The following is a 17,424-nucleotide window of genomic DNA, read 5'->3' as shown; positions in this document are numbered from 1 at the left end:
CGGAAGACCGAGTTCACTACCCGTTCATGCCCCGGACGCCCCGGACACCACGAGCCGGGCCAATTCCGACCCGCCGGGAGATCATCATTGTCGATCGGTGCCCCGCCTCACAAACCGTGGCCGTCAGGGACCCCAACGTCCCCGTAAGACATATCCGACTCCGCACGATATGCACCGTCGAAGCCGCGACCGCGAGATGAACGTCCGGTAACCGTACGGCCTCCGGAGGCGTCCCGGCACAGGCTCTATGGTGACGGCATGACTTGGCTGATCACAGGTGGAGCGGGGTACATCGGGGCGCATGTGGCGCGGTCCATGGCCGAGGCGGGTGAGCGGGTCGTCGTCCTCGACGACGTCTCGTCGGGTGTCGTCGAGCGGCTGCCCGCCGAAATCCCTCTGGTGCGCGGCTCGTTGCTCGACCGGGAGGTCCTCGACCGGGTGCTGGCCGAGCACGCGGTGACCGGTGTGGTGCATCTCGCCGCCAAGAAACAGGTCGGCGAATCGGTCGAGCGACCGCTCGCGTACTACCGGGAGAATGTGCACGGTCTCACCGTGCTGCTGGAGGCCGTGGTCGCCGCCGGAGTCGAGCGGTTCCTGTTCTCGTCGTCGGCCGCCGTGTACGGCGTGCCCGATGTGGAGCTGATCACCGAGCGGACCCCGGCCGTCCCGATCAACCCGTACGGCGAGACGAAGCTCACGGGCGAGTGGCTGGTACGCGCCACCGGCCGGGCCCATGCGCTGTCCACCGCGTGCCTGCGCTACTTCAACGTGGCGGGGGCGGCGCGCCCCGAGCTGTCGGACACCGGGGTGTTCAACATCATCCCGATGTTCTTCGACCGGATCACCCGCGGGGAGCCGGTGCGGATCTTCGGCGACGACTATCCGACGCCGGACGGCACCTGCGTACGGGACTACATCCATGTGGCGGATCTGGCCGACGCCCATCTCGCGGTGGCCCGGCGGCTGGCCGCGCGGGACGTGCCGGGCGACCTGACGTACAACATCGGGCGCGGCGAGGGCGTGTCCGTGCGCGAACTCGCGGATCTGGTGGCCGAGGTCACCGGCCGCACGGCTCCCCCGGTCGTCGAGCCGCGCCGGGCGGGGGACGCGGCGAAGGCCGTCGCGTCGGTCGAGTCGATCACCAGGGACCTCGGCTGGACGGCCCGGCGCGGGGTACGCGAGATGGTCGAATCCGCATGGGAGGGGTGGCGGCTGCACCACCCCGAGCTGCCCGCCGGCTGACCCGTAAAAGATCTTGCCAACCTGTTGACCTGCGGGCATTCCCGCAGGTCAGAGGTAATGACAACGGTGTTCAGTCCCGTGTTGCTAGATACCCCCCACCCGTAGTTCACTGGGCCGCGTCGGCACGTTCGAACAGACCGGGAGGCACCCCATGGGGGCTGGGCACGATCACGGGCACACGCACGGCGCGCCACCGCCGGGAACCGCGACCGCCGCGTACAAAGGGCGGCTGCGCATCGCTCTGGGAATCACCCTTTCCGTCATGGTCATGGAGATCATCGGCGGCATCGCCTCCGACTCCCTGGCCCTGATCGCCGACGCCGCGCACATGGCGACCGACGCGGTCGGTCTCGCCCTGGCGCTGCTCGCCATCCACTTCGCCAACCGGCCGTCGACGAGCAACCGCACATTCGGCTTCGCCCGCGCCGAGATCCTGGCCGCGCTCGCCAACTGTCTGCTGCTGCTCGGCGTCGGCGGCTTCCTGCTCTACGAAGCGGTCGAGCGCTTCATCACCCCCGCCGACACCAAGGGCGGGCTCGCGATCATCTTCGCGACCGTCGGCATGTTGGCCAACCTGATCTCCCTCTCCCTGCTGATGCGCGGGCAGAAGGAGAGCCTCAATGTGCGCGGCGCGTATCTGGAGGTGCTGGCCGACACCCTCGGCTCGGTCGCCGTCCTGGTCTCGGCGACGGTCATCCTGACCACCGGCTGGCAGGCGGCCGACCCGATCGCGTCCCTGGTGATCGGCCTGATGATCGTCCCGAGGACCGTGAAGCTGCTGCGCGAGACGCTGAACGTGCTGCTGGAGGCGGCGCCCAAGGGGGTGGACATGGGCGAGGTCAGGGCGCACATGGTGGCGCTGCCCGGCGTGGAGGACGTGCACGACCTGCACGCGTGGACCATCACCTCGGGCATGCCGGTGCTCTCGGCGCACGTGGTGGTGGACCAGTCCGCGCTGAGCAGCATCGGGCACGAGAAGATGCTCCACGATCTCCAGGGCTGTCTGGGCGAGCACTTCGACGTGGAGCACTGCACGTTCCAGCTGGAGCCGGCGGGGCACGCCGAGCACGAGGCGAATCTCTGCCACTGAGCGCCGGGCACGGCCCTGTTAGAGTCCCGGCCGGAGGCGACAGCGACTCCCCTGTCGTGAGAGGAGCTGAGGTTGATGACCGTCGCAGTGGAGGTCGCCATGCGCGGCACACGGTCCTTCCTCAGCTTCCGGGCTGCCGGCTGACCGGTTCTCGCACCACACCGGTCCCGCGTCGGCCGGAGCCCCTCACACAAGGGTTCTCACGTTGTCCGACAACGACACGCACGACACCAACGACATTCACGACGCCTTCTTCGCCCTGCACCACGGTCTGCCGCGGCAGGGCCCCGGTTCCGACGCCACCACCCGGCGGCTGCTGTCCTTCGCCGGACCGCTGCCGTCGCACCCGCGCGCGCTCGACCTGGGCTGCGGCCCCGGCCGGGTGTCGCTCCTGCTGGCCGCCGAGGCCGGCGCACAGGTGACCGCCGTCGATCTGCACGAGCCGTTCCTCGACGAGCTGCGGCAGAGTGCCGCCGCCCGCGGACTCACCGGATCGATCAGCGCGGAGACGGCCGACATGGCCGAACTCCCCTACCCGGACGGGGCGTTCGACCTGATCTGGGCCGAGAGCTCGATCTACTCCATCGGCTTCGACAAGGGCCTCGGCCGCTGGCGGCGGCTGCTCGCACCCGGCGGCACCCTGGTCGTCACCGAGTGCGAGTGGACGAAGGCCGAGCCGAGCGCCGAGGCGCGTGCCTTCTGGGACGGGCAGTACGCGCTCCGTACGACGGAGGAGAACACGGCCGCGGCCGTCGCCGCCGGATACACCGTGCTGGAGGTGTACCGGCAGCCGGAGAGCGACTGGGACGAGTACTACGGGCCGCTCGGCGCGCGGGCCGACTCGGCAGACCGGGGGGCGCCGGGAATGGACCAGGCGCTCGCGCTGACCCGTGCGGAGATCGCGATGCGCCGCGAGCACGGCACGGAGTACGGCTACACCGGCTATGTCCTGCGTCCGGCCAGGGCCGCGGCTCCGGACGCGGCTTAGGCTTAGGCTCCGGCTCCGGCTCCGGCTCCGGCTCCGGCTCCGGCTCCGGGGCGAGTCGGGGCGTAACACCCGTGTCCGCCCCCGCAGCACATCGCGGGGGCGGACATGCCAGTTTCACGGAAGTGCGGACAAGGCGCTGTCGTACGGCAGACTTGGGGGGCCGAGGACCGAAGCGAAGGATGGCTATGCCGACCACACCTGTCACTGCCCCGAGCGACTCGCCGAACGGCGTAGAAGAAGCGATCATGCTTGAGCTGGTGGACGAGGACGGCAACACCATCGGCACAGCCGAGAAGCTCGCGGCACATCAGCCGCCGGGCCGGCTGCACCGGGCGTTCTCGGTGTTCCTCTTCGACGCGCAGGGCAGGCTGCTGATCCAGCGCCGCGCGCTCGGCAAGTACCACTCCCCCGGTGTCTGGTCGAACACCTGCTGCGGGCACCCGTATCCGGGTGAGGCGCCCTTCGCCGCCGCCGCCCGGCGCACGTACGAGGAGCTGGGCATCTCCCCCACGCTCCTCGCCGAGGCGGGCACGGTCCTCTACAACCACCCGGATCCGAAGTCCGGGCTGGTGGAGCACGAGTACAACCACCTCTTCGTGGGGCTGGCCCAGGCGACGCTGCGGCCGGACCCGACGGAGATCGGCGACACGGCCTTCGTCACACCGGCGGAGCTGGATGAGCGGCACCGGTCGGCGCCGTTCTCCGCGTGGTTCATGTCCGTGCTGGACGCGGCGCGCCCGGCGATGCGGGAACTCACGGGGCAGGCCGCGGGCTGGTAGCCGGGCCACCGGCGCGCTCCCGCTCCTCCCGCCCCTCCTGGATCACCCGCGCGGCGGGCACCATCAGAGCCTCGGGAGTCAGCGGGAGCAGCGCCCAGACGATCTTTCCACCGCTCGCCGTGTGCTCGACGTCGCAGCTGCCGCCCGCCTCCCGCGTGATCTCCCGTACGAGCAGCAGACCGCGCCCGCCGGTCTGCGCGTAGTCCCGCTCCAGCGCCTTCGGCCGGTACGGGTGGCTGTCCTCCACCGACACCCGGATCCAGGCGGTGGTGATGGCGACCTCCACCGCGAGTTCGGGCGACAGCAGGGCCGCGTGCCGTACGGCATTGGTCACCAGCTCCGACACGATCAGCAGCAGCCCCTGGACGGTCTCGTCGGACACCGGGGCGCCCTGCCGGTCCAGCAGGTCGCGTACGGCGTGCCGCGCCTGTGGCACGGAGATCTCGACGGCCGGTGCCGTGAACCGCCAGACCCCCTCGTACGGCTTCGGTCTGGCCGGCACGCTCCCGAGGCTCTCCATCAAACAGCCACCCGCCCTCGGTTCCCCAGCGCTCCGAGCGCGCTGTGCATCGGACACCGAGTCTTGGCAACGAGGCCGGGGGGACCGCGGCACTGAACAGAAGTCTGCGCCTATCGATGGATAGTGTCCGGGGTCGTTCGGCCGTGTCAGGCGGCTGACCCACGGTGTCGCTTTCCGGCCCCTTCGCGATCACCGGTCCGCGGGCCCCGGATAGCATCCGGCCCATGGAGCCCACCGAGCCCGCACCGCCGGGGCTGGCCGCCGTCGTCGCCGACGGGATCGCCACCGTGACCATCACGCATCCCGCCAAACGCAACGCGCTGACCGCGGACATGTGGCGGGCGCTGCCCGAGCTGCTGGGCTCGATGGCGACGGATCCCGCCGTACGCGCCCTGGTGCTCACCGGCGCCGGCGACTCCTTCAGCGCGGGTGCCGACATCGGTGCGCTGCGCGAGCCCGGCGACACGATGCAGGACCTCAGCGTGCGGGCCGAGGAGGCGCTGGCCGCGTTCCCCAAGCCGACTCTCGCGGCCGTACGCGGCTACTGCGTGGGCGGCGGCGCCCAGTTGGCGGTGGCGTGCGATCTGCGCTTCGCGGAGGAAGGCGCGCGGTTCGGGGTCACGCCCGCGAAACTCGGCGTCGTCTACCGCTCGTCGTCGACCCGGCGGTTGGTCTCCCTGGTCGGCCCGTCGACCGCCAAGTACCTGTTGTTCTCCGGGGAGTTGATCGAGACCGGGCGGGCCCTGCGGGTCGGTCTGGTGGACGAGGTGCTGGCGCCGGGCGAACTGGGCAAGCGGGTGGCCGAGTTCACCCGCGTACTGACCGCGCGCTCGCAGCTGACGCAGGCCGCGGCGAAGGAGTACGCGACGGGCCGCGAGGACCGGGACGCGTACTGGGACGAGCAGGCGCGCGGCAGCGGGGACCGTGCGGAGGGCGTGGCGGCGTTCCTGGAGCGCAGGACCCCGCGGTTCGGGTGGACGGTGCGGGACCGACCCGTTGACGGCACCGGGACTGTCGGCCGTACCAACTAGTCGGTAACATGCGGGACATGGCCACTCTCACCCCGCGCGCCGGACGCCGCTGCCACAACGCTCTCAACCCGTTCCACGCGACGGTCTACTTCTCCCCGGACCTCGACAAGGAATTCGCCGGGATCGGCATCGACGACCCGAGGGCCGTGTACTTCGCCGGGCGCGCCGCGGCGATGGGCGCGGTCGGGCCCGGCGTGATCGCCGCCGCCTTCTACAACTTCAACTACGAACTGCTCGCCCGGCACGTCCCCGCCGTGTGGCGCGTCGCCTCGCCCGAGACCGTGCTCGACGCCCGGCTGCGCGCCGCCGACGCCACCCTGCGGCGTGTCCTCGGTGAGGAGGTCGTCGCGTCCGACGAGATGGCCGAGGCGGCCCGGCTCGCGCTGCGCGCCGCCGAGGCCTGCACCCGGAACGCCCGGCCGCTCTACGCCGCGCACGCCGATCTGCCGGTTCCCGAGCAGCCGCACCTCGCCTACTGGCACGCGGCGACGCTGCTGCGCGAGCATCGCGGCGACGGCCATCTCACCGCGCTGCTGTCCGCCGGGCTCGACCCGGTCGAAGCGCTGGTGAGCCACACGGCGACCGGCAAGGGCATGTCCCCGCGGTGGCTGCTCGCTACCCGTGGCTGGCAGCGTACGGACTGGGACGCCGCCGCCGAGCGGCTGAGGGAGCGCGGACTGCTGGACGGCGCCGGCGAGCCGACCGAGGCGGGGACCGCGCTCCGTGCCGATCTGGAGGAGCACACGGACCGGCTCGACGCCGCTCCGTACGAGCATCTGGGCGCCGACGGTGTGGAGCGGCTCACCGAGCTGGGGCGCGGCTTCCTGATCACCGCGACCGGTGCCGGTGCGTTCCCCGCCGACCTCATCGGAAAGGGCTGACGTTCGCGGGCGCGCTCAACGGTCGTACAACGCCACGAGGCCCCGGATCGAGAGGGCGCGCGACACGGCACCCGGCCACACGGCACAATGCAGGCACAGCCAGCACGAGAGCCGAGTCGGGGAAAACGTGACGACGTCCATCGAAGGCAGGATCGCCGGGGAACTCGGCGTACGCGAGCGGCAGGTGAAGGCGGCCGTCGAGCTGCTGGACGGCGGGTCGACCGTCCCGTTCATCGCCCGCTACCGCAAGGAAGCGACCGAGATGCTCGACGACGCGCAGTTGCGCACGCTCGAAGAGCGGCTGCGCTATCTGCGCGAACTCGAAGAGCGCCGGACGGCGATCCTGGAGTCCGTACGCGAACAGGGCAAACTGGACGAGGTTCTGGAGGCGCAGATCCGGGCCGCCGACACCAAGTCGCGGCTTGAGGACATCTATCTGCCGTTCAAGCCCAAGCGGCGCACGAAGGCGCAGATCGCCCGTGAGGCCGGGCTCGAACCGCTCGCCGACGGAGTGCTCACCAATCCGTCGGTGGAGCCCCTGGCTGCCGCGGCGGCGTTCGTCGACACCGACAAGGGCGTCGCGGACGCCGCCGCCGCGCTGGACGGCGCCCGCGCCATCCTCACCGAGCGCTTCTCCGAGGACGCCGACCTCATCGGCGAGCTGAGGGAGCGCATGTGGACGCGCGGCCGGCTCACGGCGAAGGTACGGGAGGGCAAGGGCAACGCCACGGAGGGTCCGGCCGCCAAGTTCGCCGACTACTTCGACTTCGCCGAAGCGTTCACCGAGCTGCCCTCGCACCGTATGCTCGCGCTCTTCCGCGGCGAGAAGGAAGAGGTCCTGGACCTCAGCCTGGAGCCGGAGGCGGACGACGCCGACGCGGGGACGCAGCCGGGGCCCAGCGCGTACGAGTCCATGGTCGCCCGCCGCTTCGGCGTCGCGGACCGGGGCCGGCCGGGCGACAAGTGGCTTGGTGACACGGTCCGTTGGGCCTGGCGCACCCGGATCCTCGTGCACCTCGGCATCGACCTGCGCCTTCGGCTGCGCACGGCGGCCGAAGACGAGGCGGTACGGGTCTTCGCGTCGAACCTGCGCGATCTGCTGCTGGCCGCGCCCGCGGGGACGCGCGCGACGCTCGGGCTGGATCCGGGATTCCGTACGGGGGTCAAGGTCGCCGTCGTCGACGCGACGGGCAAGGTCGTCGGCATCGACACGATCCATCCGCATGTCCCGGCGAACAGGTGGGACGAGTCCCTGGCGAAGCTCGCGCGCCTGTGCGCCACGCACTCCGTCGATCTGATCGCCATCGGCAACGGCACGGCGTCCCGCGAGACGGACAAGCTGGCGGGCGAACTGATCGCGAAGCACCCGGAGTTGAAGCTGACGAAGGTGATGGTCTCGGAGGCGGGCGCCTCCGTGTACTCCGCCTCCGCGTTCGCCTCCCAGGAACTGCCCGACCTCGACGTGTCGATCCGCGGCGCCGTCTCGATCGCGCGGCGCCTCCAGGACCCGCTCGCCGAGCTGGTGAAGATCGACCCCAAGTCGATCGGCGTGGGCCAGTATCAGCACGACCTGTCCGAGGTGAAGCTCTCGCGCTCGCTGGACGCGGTCGTGGAGGACTGTGTGAACGGTGTGGGCGTCGACGTCAACACGGCGTCCGCGCCGCTGCTTTCGCGGGTGTCCGGCATCGGCTCGGGTCTCGCGGAGAACATCGTCGCCCACCGCGACTCCAACGGTCCCTTCCGCTCGCGGCGGGCGCTGAAGGACGTGGCGCGGCTGGGGCCGAAGGCGTACGAGCAGTGCGCGGGCTTCCTGCGGATCCGGGACGGGGACGACCCGCTGGACGCGTCGTCCGTCCACCCGGAGGCGTATCCGGTGGTCCGCGCGATGGTCAAGACGACGGGCGGTGAGGTCGCGGCGCTGATGGGCAACGCGGGGGCGCTGCGCTCGCTGCGGGCCGCCGACTACGTCAGCGACGCGTTCGGTCTGCCGACGGTCACGGACATCCTGCGCGAGCTGGAGAAGCCGGGGCGGGACCCGCGGCCGGCGTTCAAGACGGCGACGTTCAAGGACGGTGTCGAGAAGATCGGCGACCTCGCCGCCGGGATGGTGCTGGAGGGCGTGGTCACGAACGTGGCGGCGTTCGGGGCGTTCGTGGACGTCGGGGTGCATCAGGACGGGCTGGTGCACGTGTCGGCGATGTCGAAGACGTTCGTGAAGGATCCGCGCGATGTGGTGAAGCCCGGTGACGTGGTGAAGGTGAAGGTGCGGGAGGTCGACATTCCGCGCAAGCGGATCTCGCTGACGCTGCGGCTGGACGACGAGGCGCAGTCGCCCGCCGGCGGTGGTGGCGGCGACCGGGCGCCGCAGCAGCGTCGTAATGGCGGCGGTGGCGGTAACGGCAAGCAGCGCGGGTCCGGCGGCGGCGACCGGGGCGGCGCGCGGCGCCAGTCACCCGCGAAGTCGGCGAAGCCGGCCCCGACGAACAGCGCGATGGCGGACGCGCTGCGGAGGGCGGGGCTGGGCGGCTGAGCGACGGGCGCAGGTGGGTCGCCCGTCCCTTCGCGACCGGTCCGGTCGCGAAGGGACGGGGCCACCTCGGCTGATGCGGTTGCCCGGACGAGATCAGTGGGCGGGCTTGCCGAACCAGCGGGAGAGGTGGTCGTCCAGGTCCCGCTGATCGTCGCCGATCCAGGCGACGTGGCCGTCGGGTCGTAGCAGGACGCTCGGAACGTCCAGTGCCGCGGAGGGGTCCGCGAGGTGATCGACCCGGTCCGACCAGCCGCCGGCGGTCAGGCGTTCGGTGCGGTCCAGCAGCAGGCCACGGCCGCGACGCAGCAGACCGTAGAGGTGGCCTTGGTTCACGTCGATGTCGGGCAGGCGGCGGCCGAGCAGGTCGGGGCCTTCGCCGAAGTCGTAGCGGATGCCGATCGCGGTGATCTTCTCGATGAGGTGGCGGTTCACCTCGTCGAAGTCCATCAGTTCGGTGAGCAGTCTGCGCAGGGCCCGCGGGCCCGGTTCGGCGGAGTGCAGTTCCATCTGGGCGCGGGTGTTGTCCAGGACGTCCTCGGCGACCGGACGGCGTTCGGCCTCATAGGTGTCCAGCAGTGTTTCCGGCGCCCAGCCGCGGAGGTACGCGGCCAGTTTCCAGCCGAGGTTGAAGGCGTCCTGAACGCCCAGGTTGAGGCCCTGACCGCCGGTGGGCGGGTGGATGTGTGCCGCGTCGCCGGCCAGCAGCACCCGACCGACCCGATAACGCTCGGCCAGCCGGGTGGCATCCCCGAAGCGGGACAACCAGCGCGGGGAGTGCACGCCGAAATCGGTTCCGGCGATGGTGAGCAGCTGTTGTCTGAAATCCTCAAGAGTGGGCGGTTCCGCGCGGTCGCCGACCCCTGCGGCGGGGACCAGGACGCTGTAGACCCCTTCGCCGAAGGGCCTGAGCCAGAATCGCTCATTGGTCTGGCGGATTTCGGTCACCCTGGCGGCGATCTCCTCCCGCGGCACACCCACTTCCATCTCGCCCATCAGCGTCTCGGTCCGCGAGGGCTCACCGGGGAAGCCGACGCCGAGCAGCTTGCGCACCGTACTGCGCCCGCCGTCACAGCCGACGAGACAGCGCGTGCGCAGCTGTTCGCCGTCGGCCAGCTCGACGGTCACGCCCTCGTCGTCCTGCTCGAAGCCGGCCACCGCACCACCGCGCCGGACCTGCGCACCCAGTTGGGTCGCATGGTCTTCGAGCAGGCGAACGATGACCGGCTGCGGGATGCCCAGCATGTAAGCGTGCGCGGAATCCAGGCCCTGGGGCGCCGGCTTGTTGATGGCGGCGAAGAAGCCGCCGGCCGGACGCTGTCTTCCGTGTGCGCGAATGCGGTCCAGCAGTCCGCGCATCTCCATCAGCTCAAGACTGCGAATGTGCAGGCCTACGATGCGGACGAACGACAGGGGCTCGGTTTCCTGCTCCAGAACGAGTACCCGTACATCGTGCAGCCGGAGTTCGGCGGCCAGCATCGCGCCGGTCGGCCCGCATCCGGCGATGATCACGTCGAACATGTCGTTCGACGATCGTTCGGTGGTGAACTGCCAAGAGTCCATGGGGTGTTGCCTTTCGGGAGTGCCTTGTTGTGGCGGCGCTCCCGGCGACACCTACGTCAGTCGCCGGCCGTGACAGGAAAGGGGGAGCACCCACGTCGATACTGCGTTCATGGGTCTCACCTCCTCGGGCGGTGTCACGGTCCACTGCGAGCTGCAAACTACAAGCCCGAGCAACACCCCGTCCAACCCTTTCCCAGCCACATGATCATGACTCCGTACGTCAGGCCTCGGTGACCTTGCCCGCTGTGACCTCGATGCGGCGCCCCGTCCGGACGGAGCCCAGCATCCGGCGGTCGTGGGTGACCAGCAGCAGCGTTCCCTCGTACGAGTCGAGCGCCGACTCCAGTTGTTCGATCGCGGCCAGGTCGAGGTGGTTCGTCGGCTCGTCCAGGACCAGCAGATTCACTCCCCGGCCCTGGAGCAGCGCCAGGGCCGCGCGAGTGCGTTCACCGGGAGAGAGCGTGGTCGCCGGACGTAGCACGTGGGCCGCCTTGAGGCCGAACTTGGCCAGCAGCGTGCGGACTTCGGCCGGCTCCGTCTCCGGCACGGCCGCGCAGAACGCGTCCAGCAACGTCTCCGTGCCGTGGAACAGCGCGCGGGCCTGGTCGACCTCGCCGACCACCACGCCCGAGCCGAGCGAGGCCGCGCCCGCGTCCGGTGACAGCCGTCCGAGGAGCAGCCCCAGCAGGGTGGACTTGCCCGCGCCGTTCGCGCCGGTGATGGCGACCCGGTCCGCCCAGTCGATCTGGAGCGAGGCGGGCCCGAAGTGGAAGTCGCCGCGCCGGACTTCGGCGCCGTTCAGCGTCGCGACGACCGAGCCGGAGCGCGGCGCCGAGGCGATCTCCATCCGGAGTTCCCACTCCTTGCGGGGCTCGTCGACGGCCTCGGCGTCGAGGCGTTCGATCAGGCGCTGGGTCTGGCGGGCCTTCGCGGCCTGCTTCTCGGTGGACTCGGAGCGGAACTTACGGCCGATCTTGTCGTTGTCCGTGGCCTTGCGGCGGGCGTTCTTGACGCCCTTGTCCATCCAGGAGCGCTGCGTCTGGGCCCGCCCCTGGAGGGCGGCCCGCTTGTCGGCGTACTCGTCGTACTCCTCGCGGGCGTGCTGCCGGGCCCGCTCACGTTCTTCGAGATACGCGGCGTAGCCGCCGCCGAAGAGGTTGACCTGCTGCTGGGCCAGGTCGAGTTCGAGGACCTTGGTGACGGTGCGGGTGAGGAACTCGCGGTCGTGGCTGACGAGGACCGTTCCGGCCCGGAGGCCGGTGACGAAGGATTCGAGGCGTTCGAGGCCGTCGAGGTCGAGGTCGTTCGTCGGCTCGTCCAGGAGGAAGACGTCGTAACGGGACAGCAGCAGGGACGCGAGGCCGGCGCGGGCCGCCTCGCCGCCGGAGAGCGCGGTCATCGGCTGGTCGAGGCCCACGGTCAGGCCGAGGGACGCGGCGACTTCTTCGGCGCGTTCGTCGAGGTCGGCGCCGCCGAGCCCGAGCCAGCGCTCCAGGCCGACGGCGTACGCGTCGTCCGCGCCGGGCGCCCCGTCGACCAGGGCCTGGGTGGCCACGTCGAGGGTGGCCTGGGCGCCGCTGACGCCCGTACGCCTGGCCAGGAAGTCCCGTACGGATTCGCCGGGGTGGCGCTCGGGCTCCTGCGGGAGGTGTCCCACCGTCGCGGTGGGCGGGGACAGGCTCAGCGCCCCGTCCTCGGGCGTGTCGAGCCCGGCGAGCAGCCGGAGCAGGGTCGACTTCCCGGCTCCGTTGACTCCGACGAGACCGATCACGTCACCGGGCGCGACGACGAGGTCGAGCCCGGCGAAGAGTGAGCGGTCGCCGTGGCCTGCGGCGAGATTCTTGGCGACGAGGGTGGCAGTCATCAGACCGTCGATTCTAGGGTGCGGAGGACGTGGGGCCGTGGTCAGAGCAGGCCCGCCAGTCTGTAGAGCCCCAGGCTCCCGGCCACGGCGACATTGAGGCTGGCACCGGTGCCGAGCATCGGGATTTCCACGCAGGTGTCCAACAGGTCCAGGGCTTCCGGCGGGATGCCGTGCTGTTCGTGGCCGAGGACCATGACGGTGGGCCGGCGTGCGGCGGGCAGGTCCGCCAGGCGTACCGCCTCGTCGGCCAGCTCGACCCCCACGACGTGCGCGCCGCGCTCCCGCTGCCTGGCGAGCCAGCCGAGCGGGTCGCCCGTCCAGTGGACGCACGGGGGTCTGCGCAGGGTGTTGCCGCGTGCCAGTGCCTCCGGGACCCAGGAGAAGCGCGGCAGCGCCAGGCACGCGCCGACCGCGTCGCAGGTGCGGGCGAGGGTGCCGAGGTTGGCGCCGTGCAGGGGCCACAGCGGCGCCGCGTAGAGGTGGTCCCAGCAGGAGTGGGCGCGGGGGCGGCGGCTGCGGCGCAGTTCGCCGGGGGTACGGGGACGGATCGCCGTCATCGGCGCGAGGAGGCCGGCCTCCGGGGGTGTGGACTCATGTCGTACGGCGATTCGCGGCTCGCCGGGGCCATCGTCGGTCCATGTCGTGCTGGACCGAGCTTCGCGTCCGGCCGGCGGGATGTCCAACGAATTCCTCCTCCGCTACGGTCCCGGCATGAGTGAGACGGTGATCGTGGTCGGTGGCGGGGTCGTCGGGCTGACGAGCGCCGTCGTGCTCGCCGAGCGGGGGCGGCGGGTCCGCGTGTGGTCGCGGGACGCCGCCGAGCGGACCACGTCGGCGGTGGCGGGCGCGCTGTTCTGGCCGTATCGGATCGAGCCCGCCGAGCGCGTCGGCCCGTGGTCCCTGCGGTCGTTGCGGGAGTACGTGGCGCTGGCGCGGGATCCGGAGGCGACGGGCGTCCGCGTGGTGGCGGGTCTGATGACCGGCACCGCTCCGGCGGGGCTGGGGAGTTGGGTGCGGGAGCTGCCGGAGCTGCGGGAGGCGCGGCCCGGGGAGTTGCCCGCCGGGTGCGGTCAGGCGTTGCGCGGCCGGGTGCCGTTGATCGACATGCCGGCGCATCTGCGGTATCTGGAGGGGCGGTTGCACGCCGCCGGCGGGAGCGTGGAGCCGCGTACGGTCGGCGCTCTGGAGGAGGCGGCGGCCGAGGCTCCCGTCGTGGTCAACTGCTCGGGGCTGGGGGCCCGCGAGTTGGTGCCCGACGCGTCGGTGTTCCCGGTGCGCGGGCAGCTCGTGGTGGTCGAGAACCCGGGAATCGAGGAGTGGTTGGTGTCGAAGGGTGGGGACGGGGGCGGGGGCGCGGCCGGTTTGGCGTACCTCTTTCCGCAGCCGTTCGGTCTGGTCCTCGGCGGGACCGCAGAGGACCACTCGTGGGACCTGCGGCCCGACCCGGCGACCGCCGCCGCCATCGTCGAGCGCTGCGCCGTACTGCGTCCGGAGCTGAGGGGTGCGCGGGTGCTCGCGCACCGGGTGGGGCTGCGGCCAGCACGAGCGCGCGTACGGGTCGAGGCCGGTCAACTGCCGGGCGGAGCACGGTTGGTGCACAACTACGGCCACGGTGGCGCGGGCGTCACCGTGGCCTGGGGCTGTGCGGAGGAGGCCGCCCGGCTGGCGGGGTGAACCCGCGGCGCCGGGGCCGGGCGGCCTGTCGTACCCGTGAGCCGACTCAGCGCGGCGCCGACGTCTCCGGGGTGCGCCCGGTCGGTTCGTCGTCGGGCGTCGGGCCGATCTGGATCTCGAAGTCGCCGTCGTACTGCTCGTGTCCGGCGATGACGGCCGACTCGACGACCTCGACGCCCCGCTCCTCACGGATGATCAGCGGGTCACGGCGCAGGTCGCTCATCAGGGCCACACACATGCCGATCATGACGAGCGCGAACGGCGCGGCCACCAGGATCGTCATGTTCTGCAGCCCCTTCAGCGCGTCGCCGCCGCCGTTGCCGACGAGCAGCATCACCGCCGCGACGGCGCCGGTCAGCACACCCCAGAAGACGATCACGTACTTGCTGGGCTCGAAGTGGCCCTTCTGGGAGAGCGTGCCCATCACGATGGACGCGGCGTCGGCGCCGGAGACGAAGAAGATGCCGACGAGGATCATCACCAGCAGGCTGGTGACGGTGGCGATCGGGAAGTCCTGGAGCAGTTGGAAGAGTTGGCCCTCGGGCGTCGCCTCCTTGACGAGTTCGCCCTTGCGCTCCTGGAGCCTGATGGCCGACCCGCCGAAGATGGCGAACCAGATCAGGCTCACGGTGCTCGGTACGAGGATGACGCCGCCCACGAACTGACGGATCGTCCGGCCGCGGCTGATGCGGGCGATGAACATGCCGACGAAGGGCGTCCAGGAGATCCACCACGCCCAGTAGAAGACCGTCCAGCTGCCGAGCCATTCGGCGACGCCCCGGCCGCTGCTGGCCTCGGTGCGGCCGGCCAGTTCGGCGAGGTCGCCGAAGTAGGCCGCGATCGAGGTCGGCAGCAGGTCGAGGATGAAGACCGTCGGGCCGAGGACGAACACGAACAGGGCCAGGAGCAGCGCCAGCACCATGTTGGTGTTGGAGAGCCACTGGATGCCCTTCTCGACGCCGGAGACCGCGGAGGCGACGAACGCCAGGGTCAGGACGGCGATGATGGTGACGAGCAGTCCGGTGGTGACGGTGTCGAGCCAGTTCAGCTCGGTGAATCCGCTGCCGATCTGGAGTGCGCCGAGGCCCAGCGAGGCGGCCGAGCCGAAGAGGGTCGCGAAGATCGCGAGGATGTCGATGACGCGGCCGGGGGTGCCGTTCGCGTGCTTCTCGCCGATGAGTGGCACGAAGACGGCACTGATCGTCTGGCGCCGCTTGCGCCGGAAGGTGCTGTACGCGATGGCGAGGCCGACGACGGCGTAGATGGCCCAGGGGTGCAGGGTCCAGTGGAACAGCGTGGTGGCCATGGCGGTTTCGGTGGCCGCCGCCGCGTCCGGCGGGTTGGTGCCGGGCGGCGGGCTGGTGAAGAAGGTGAGCGGTTCGTTCACGCCGAAGAACATCAGGCCGATGCCCATGCCGGCGCTGAACATCATCGCGACCCAGGAGACGGTCCTGAACTCGGGCTTCTCACCCTCTTCACCGAGTGTGATCTTGCCGTAGCGGCTGATCGCCAGCCAGAGGGCGAAGACCACGAACCCCGAGGCCACCAGGACGAACGCCCAGCCACCGTTGTGGATGAGACCGGAGAGCATGGAACTCGACACGTCCTCCAGGGAGTCGGTCGCGACCGATCCCCAGATGACGAAGGCGAGGGTGAGGACGGCCGTGACACCGAACACCACCCGGTCGGTCTGGGGGTGTTGGGAGTCCTGGGGGTGGCCGGGACCCGCCGTCGTGACCGACGGCGGACCTCCTCCGGCTCCTTCGGCTCCCGATTTCTGAGCGTCCTGCGGCACGAGCAACACCTTCCGGGGGTTTCACGGAGCGTGCGTGGGGGCTCCGTTACGCCTTAGCACTTGTGATTTGAGTCTCTTTCTATCAACAAGCCTCCACCGGTTGTCCAACGGTGAGGTGGTACGTGGCGCGTCCGTCGAGCAGGAGCGGGATCAGCTTGCGCTGGGACTGACGCAGCGGAACGAAGGCGCCGTCGGCGCTCGCGGGCAGGGCTTTGACGCCGTGCAGCGCCAGTTCGTCCTTCACATCCGCGTACTGGGCGGCGTCGAGCCGGTAGCCGCAGGGCGGGTTCTCGACGGTGTCCTCGGGCGTCGCCGGCTCGTTGTCGGCGCCGCCGAGGTAGATCGCGCCGCGGTCGAGCAGTCCGGCGGCGCGGGACAGGGCGGTGGCGGTGGAGATCTGGGCGCGGCGCTCGTCGGCGTAACCGAACAGGCCCTTCAGGGAGTCGAGTTGACTGACGACGCGGCGCTGGTGGTTCAGCGCGGGGTCGTTCTGCTCGGCTTCGGACAGGGCGTCGACGCGGCTCTCGATGAGCAGGCCGACGGAGTGCTTGACGCCGGAGGCGTTGCGCAGGATGCGCTCCTGCCCGTCGCCCGCCGTCTGCTTGATCGGGTCGCCGGTGACGGGGTCGGTCCAGATGCCGTACGTGCCGATGGAGTGGCCCTCGGCGCGGGCGGCCGGGCGTACGTACGCCTCCGAGAGGGTCTGCGCCTCCTTGTGCACGCGGGAGGAGGTGTTGAGGTTGCGCGGCCAGAGGTCGAAGAGGTCCTTGTCGTAGTACGGCGGCGTGGCTCCGTACTCGTGCAGGTCGTAGATGACGTCGGGCTCGCGGTCGCGGGTGAGGGCGGCCATGGTGCGGCCCTCGGCGGTCTTGAGCGCGATGTGGTCGCGGTTGATGTCGACGCCGTCGGAGTTGCCGCGGGTGTCGGCGGCCCGGCCGTCGGGGTTGGCGGTCGGCACGACCAGCACGCTCGTACGGTCCAGGAAGCGCTTCGTCGCGCGGTCCTTGGGATAGGCGAGGTCGCGGACGGTGGTGAGGCAGGCCTCGCGGCCCGACGGCTCGTCGCCGTGCTGGCTGCAGATCAGCAGGAGACTGGTCGCCGAGCGCTTGTTGCCCAGTTCGACGAGGTTGAGCGGGCGGCCCTGCTTGGTGGTGCCGATGGTGCTGACCTCGACCCGGTCTCCGCCGCGGTCGACGGCCGCGAGGAATTCCTGCTCCTGCGCCAGGGTGGTCCAGTCGGCGCCGTCGCTCTCTTCGAAGCCGGTACGCGGCGGGGTGTCGGCCGGACCGGAGGAGACGGCCGACGAGGGAAGTGCGGTGAGGGGAACGACGAGGGCGGCTGCCGCCGCCGAGAGGACGAGCGTGCGAATCCGGGACGTTCTCATCTGCTGCGGTCTCCGATGCTCGGCGGGGTGGTCCGACAGACACATGCCCCGTGAACGGATTTCCATGGGGCGGAAACGTACTCCGG

At 70.9% G+C, this 17,424-nt stretch carries 13 protein-coding genes and 1 pseudogene; 8 read left to right on the top strand and 6 right to left on the bottom strand.

Features of this window, described 5'->3' with window-relative positions:
* The first annotated feature begins 258 nt into the window (after window positions 1–258).
* From galE to idi, 4 genes and pseudogenes are all read left to right on the top strand, one after another.
* Complete coding sequence (gene galE / locus ACIBLA_RS04805; RefSeq protein ID WP_399197739.1) at window positions 259–1,242, top strand: UDP-glucose 4-epimerase GalE; 984 nt, start codon at window positions 259–261, stop codon at window positions 1,240–1,242.
* Between the two features lie 151 nt (window positions 1,243–1,393).
* A complete protein-coding gene (locus tag ACIBLA_RS04800) occupies window positions 1,394–2,332 on the top strand; it encodes a cation diffusion facilitator family transporter (RefSeq protein ID WP_363244816.1) in 939 nt (312 codons plus the stop codon).
* 205 nt (window positions 2,333–2,537) lie between these two features.
* Window positions 2,538–3,293, top strand: a pseudogene (locus ACIBLA_RS04795) (class I SAM-dependent methyltransferase); the annotation flags it as partial.
* Window positions 3,294–3,505: 212 nt separating this feature from the next.
* On the top strand, window positions 3,506–4,099 hold the full coding sequence (gene idi, locus ACIBLA_RS04790; RefSeq protein WP_363244817.1) for an isopentenyl-diphosphate Delta-isomerase: 594 nt from the start codon (window positions 3,506–3,508) through the stop codon (window positions 4,097–4,099).
* Here idi and ACIBLA_RS04785 read toward each other — a convergent pair.
* Window positions 4,074–4,619 (bottom strand): ATP-binding protein, encoded by a 546-nt coding sequence (locus ACIBLA_RS04785; RefSeq protein WP_363244818.1) that lies wholly within the window; start codon window positions 4,617–4,619, stop codon window positions 4,074–4,076. The genes idi and ACIBLA_RS04785 overlap by 26 nt on opposite strands.
* Before the next feature lie 224 nt (window positions 4,620–4,843).
* On the opposite strand from ACIBLA_RS04785, the gene ACIBLA_RS04780 reads away from it, so the two are divergent.
* The 3 genes from ACIBLA_RS04780 (at window position 4,844) to ACIBLA_RS04770 (ending at window position 9,061) form a co-directional block, all read left to right on the top strand.
* Window positions 4,844–5,650 carry an enoyl-CoA hydratase-related protein gene (locus ACIBLA_RS04780; protein ID WP_363244819.1) on the top strand — a complete coding sequence of 269 codons (807 nt, stop codon included), beginning with the start codon at window positions 4,844–4,846 and terminating at the stop codon, window positions 5,648–5,650.
* Between the two features lie 17 nt (window positions 5,651–5,667).
* Complete coding sequence (locus ACIBLA_RS04775) at window positions 5,668–6,531, top strand: hypothetical protein (RefSeq protein ID WP_399197738.1); 864 nt, start codon at window positions 5,668–5,670, stop codon at window positions 6,529–6,531.
* A gap of 127 nt (window positions 6,532–6,658) precedes the next feature.
* Window positions 6,659–9,061 carry a Tex family protein gene (locus ACIBLA_RS04770; RefSeq protein ID WP_363244821.1) on the top strand — a complete coding sequence of 801 codons (2,403 nt, stop codon included), beginning with the start codon at window positions 6,659–6,661 and terminating at the stop codon, window positions 9,059–9,061.
* Between the two features lie 93 nt (window positions 9,062–9,154).
* Here ACIBLA_RS04770 and rox read toward each other — a convergent pair whose 3' ends face one another.
* The 3 genes from rox to ACIBLA_RS04755 form a co-directional block, all read right to left on the bottom strand.
* Complete coding sequence (gene rox / locus ACIBLA_RS04765; protein ID WP_399197737.1) at window positions 9,155–10,621, bottom strand: rifampin monooxygenase; 1,467 nt, start codon at window positions 10,619–10,621, stop codon at window positions 9,155–9,157.
* Window positions 10,622–10,841: 220 nt separating this feature from the next.
* The gene (locus ACIBLA_RS04760; RefSeq protein WP_399197736.1) at window positions 10,842–12,485 is read right to left on the bottom strand and encodes an ABC-F family ATP-binding cassette domain-containing protein; all 1,644 of its coding nucleotides are present in this window, start codon (window positions 12,483–12,485) and stop codon (window positions 10,842–10,844) included.
* A gap of 41 nt (window positions 12,486–12,526) precedes the next feature.
* Window positions 12,527–13,042, bottom strand: a complete 516-nt coding sequence (locus ACIBLA_RS04755) for a TrmH family RNA methyltransferase (protein ID WP_363244875.1) — start codon at window positions 13,040–13,042, stop codon at window positions 12,527–12,529.
* 154 nt (window positions 13,043–13,196) lie between these two features.
* On the opposite strand from ACIBLA_RS04755, the gene ACIBLA_RS04750 reads away from it, so the two are divergent.
* Complete coding sequence (locus ACIBLA_RS04750) at window positions 13,197–14,159, top strand: NAD(P)/FAD-dependent oxidoreductase (RefSeq protein WP_399197735.1); 963 nt, start codon at window positions 13,197–13,199, stop codon at window positions 14,157–14,159.
* Between the two features lie 46 nt (window positions 14,160–14,205).
* Here the strand turns inward: ACIBLA_RS04750 and ACIBLA_RS04745 are convergent, their stop codons facing one another.
* Window positions 14,206–15,954 carry a BCCT family transporter gene (locus tag ACIBLA_RS04745; protein WP_399197734.1) on the bottom strand — a complete coding sequence of 583 codons (1,749 nt, stop codon included), beginning with the start codon at window positions 15,952–15,954 and terminating at the stop codon, window positions 14,206–14,208.
* A gap of 82 nt (window positions 15,955–16,036) precedes the next feature.
* Entirely contained in the window at window positions 16,037–17,338 is a 1,302-nt protein-coding gene (locus tag ACIBLA_RS04740; RefSeq protein WP_363244825.1) for a M14 family metallocarboxypeptidase, read from the bottom strand.
* Window positions 17,339–17,424: the final 86 nt, after the last annotated feature.

It is taken from the genome of Streptomyces sp. NPDC050433 (assembly GCF_044458565.1).
Taxonomy (GTDB): domain Bacteria; phylum Actinomycetota; class Actinomycetes; order Streptomycetales; family Streptomycetaceae; genus Streptomyces.
Note: the sequence above shows the minus strand (reverse complement) of the source record. Positions and strands in the feature narration are given on the sequence as shown.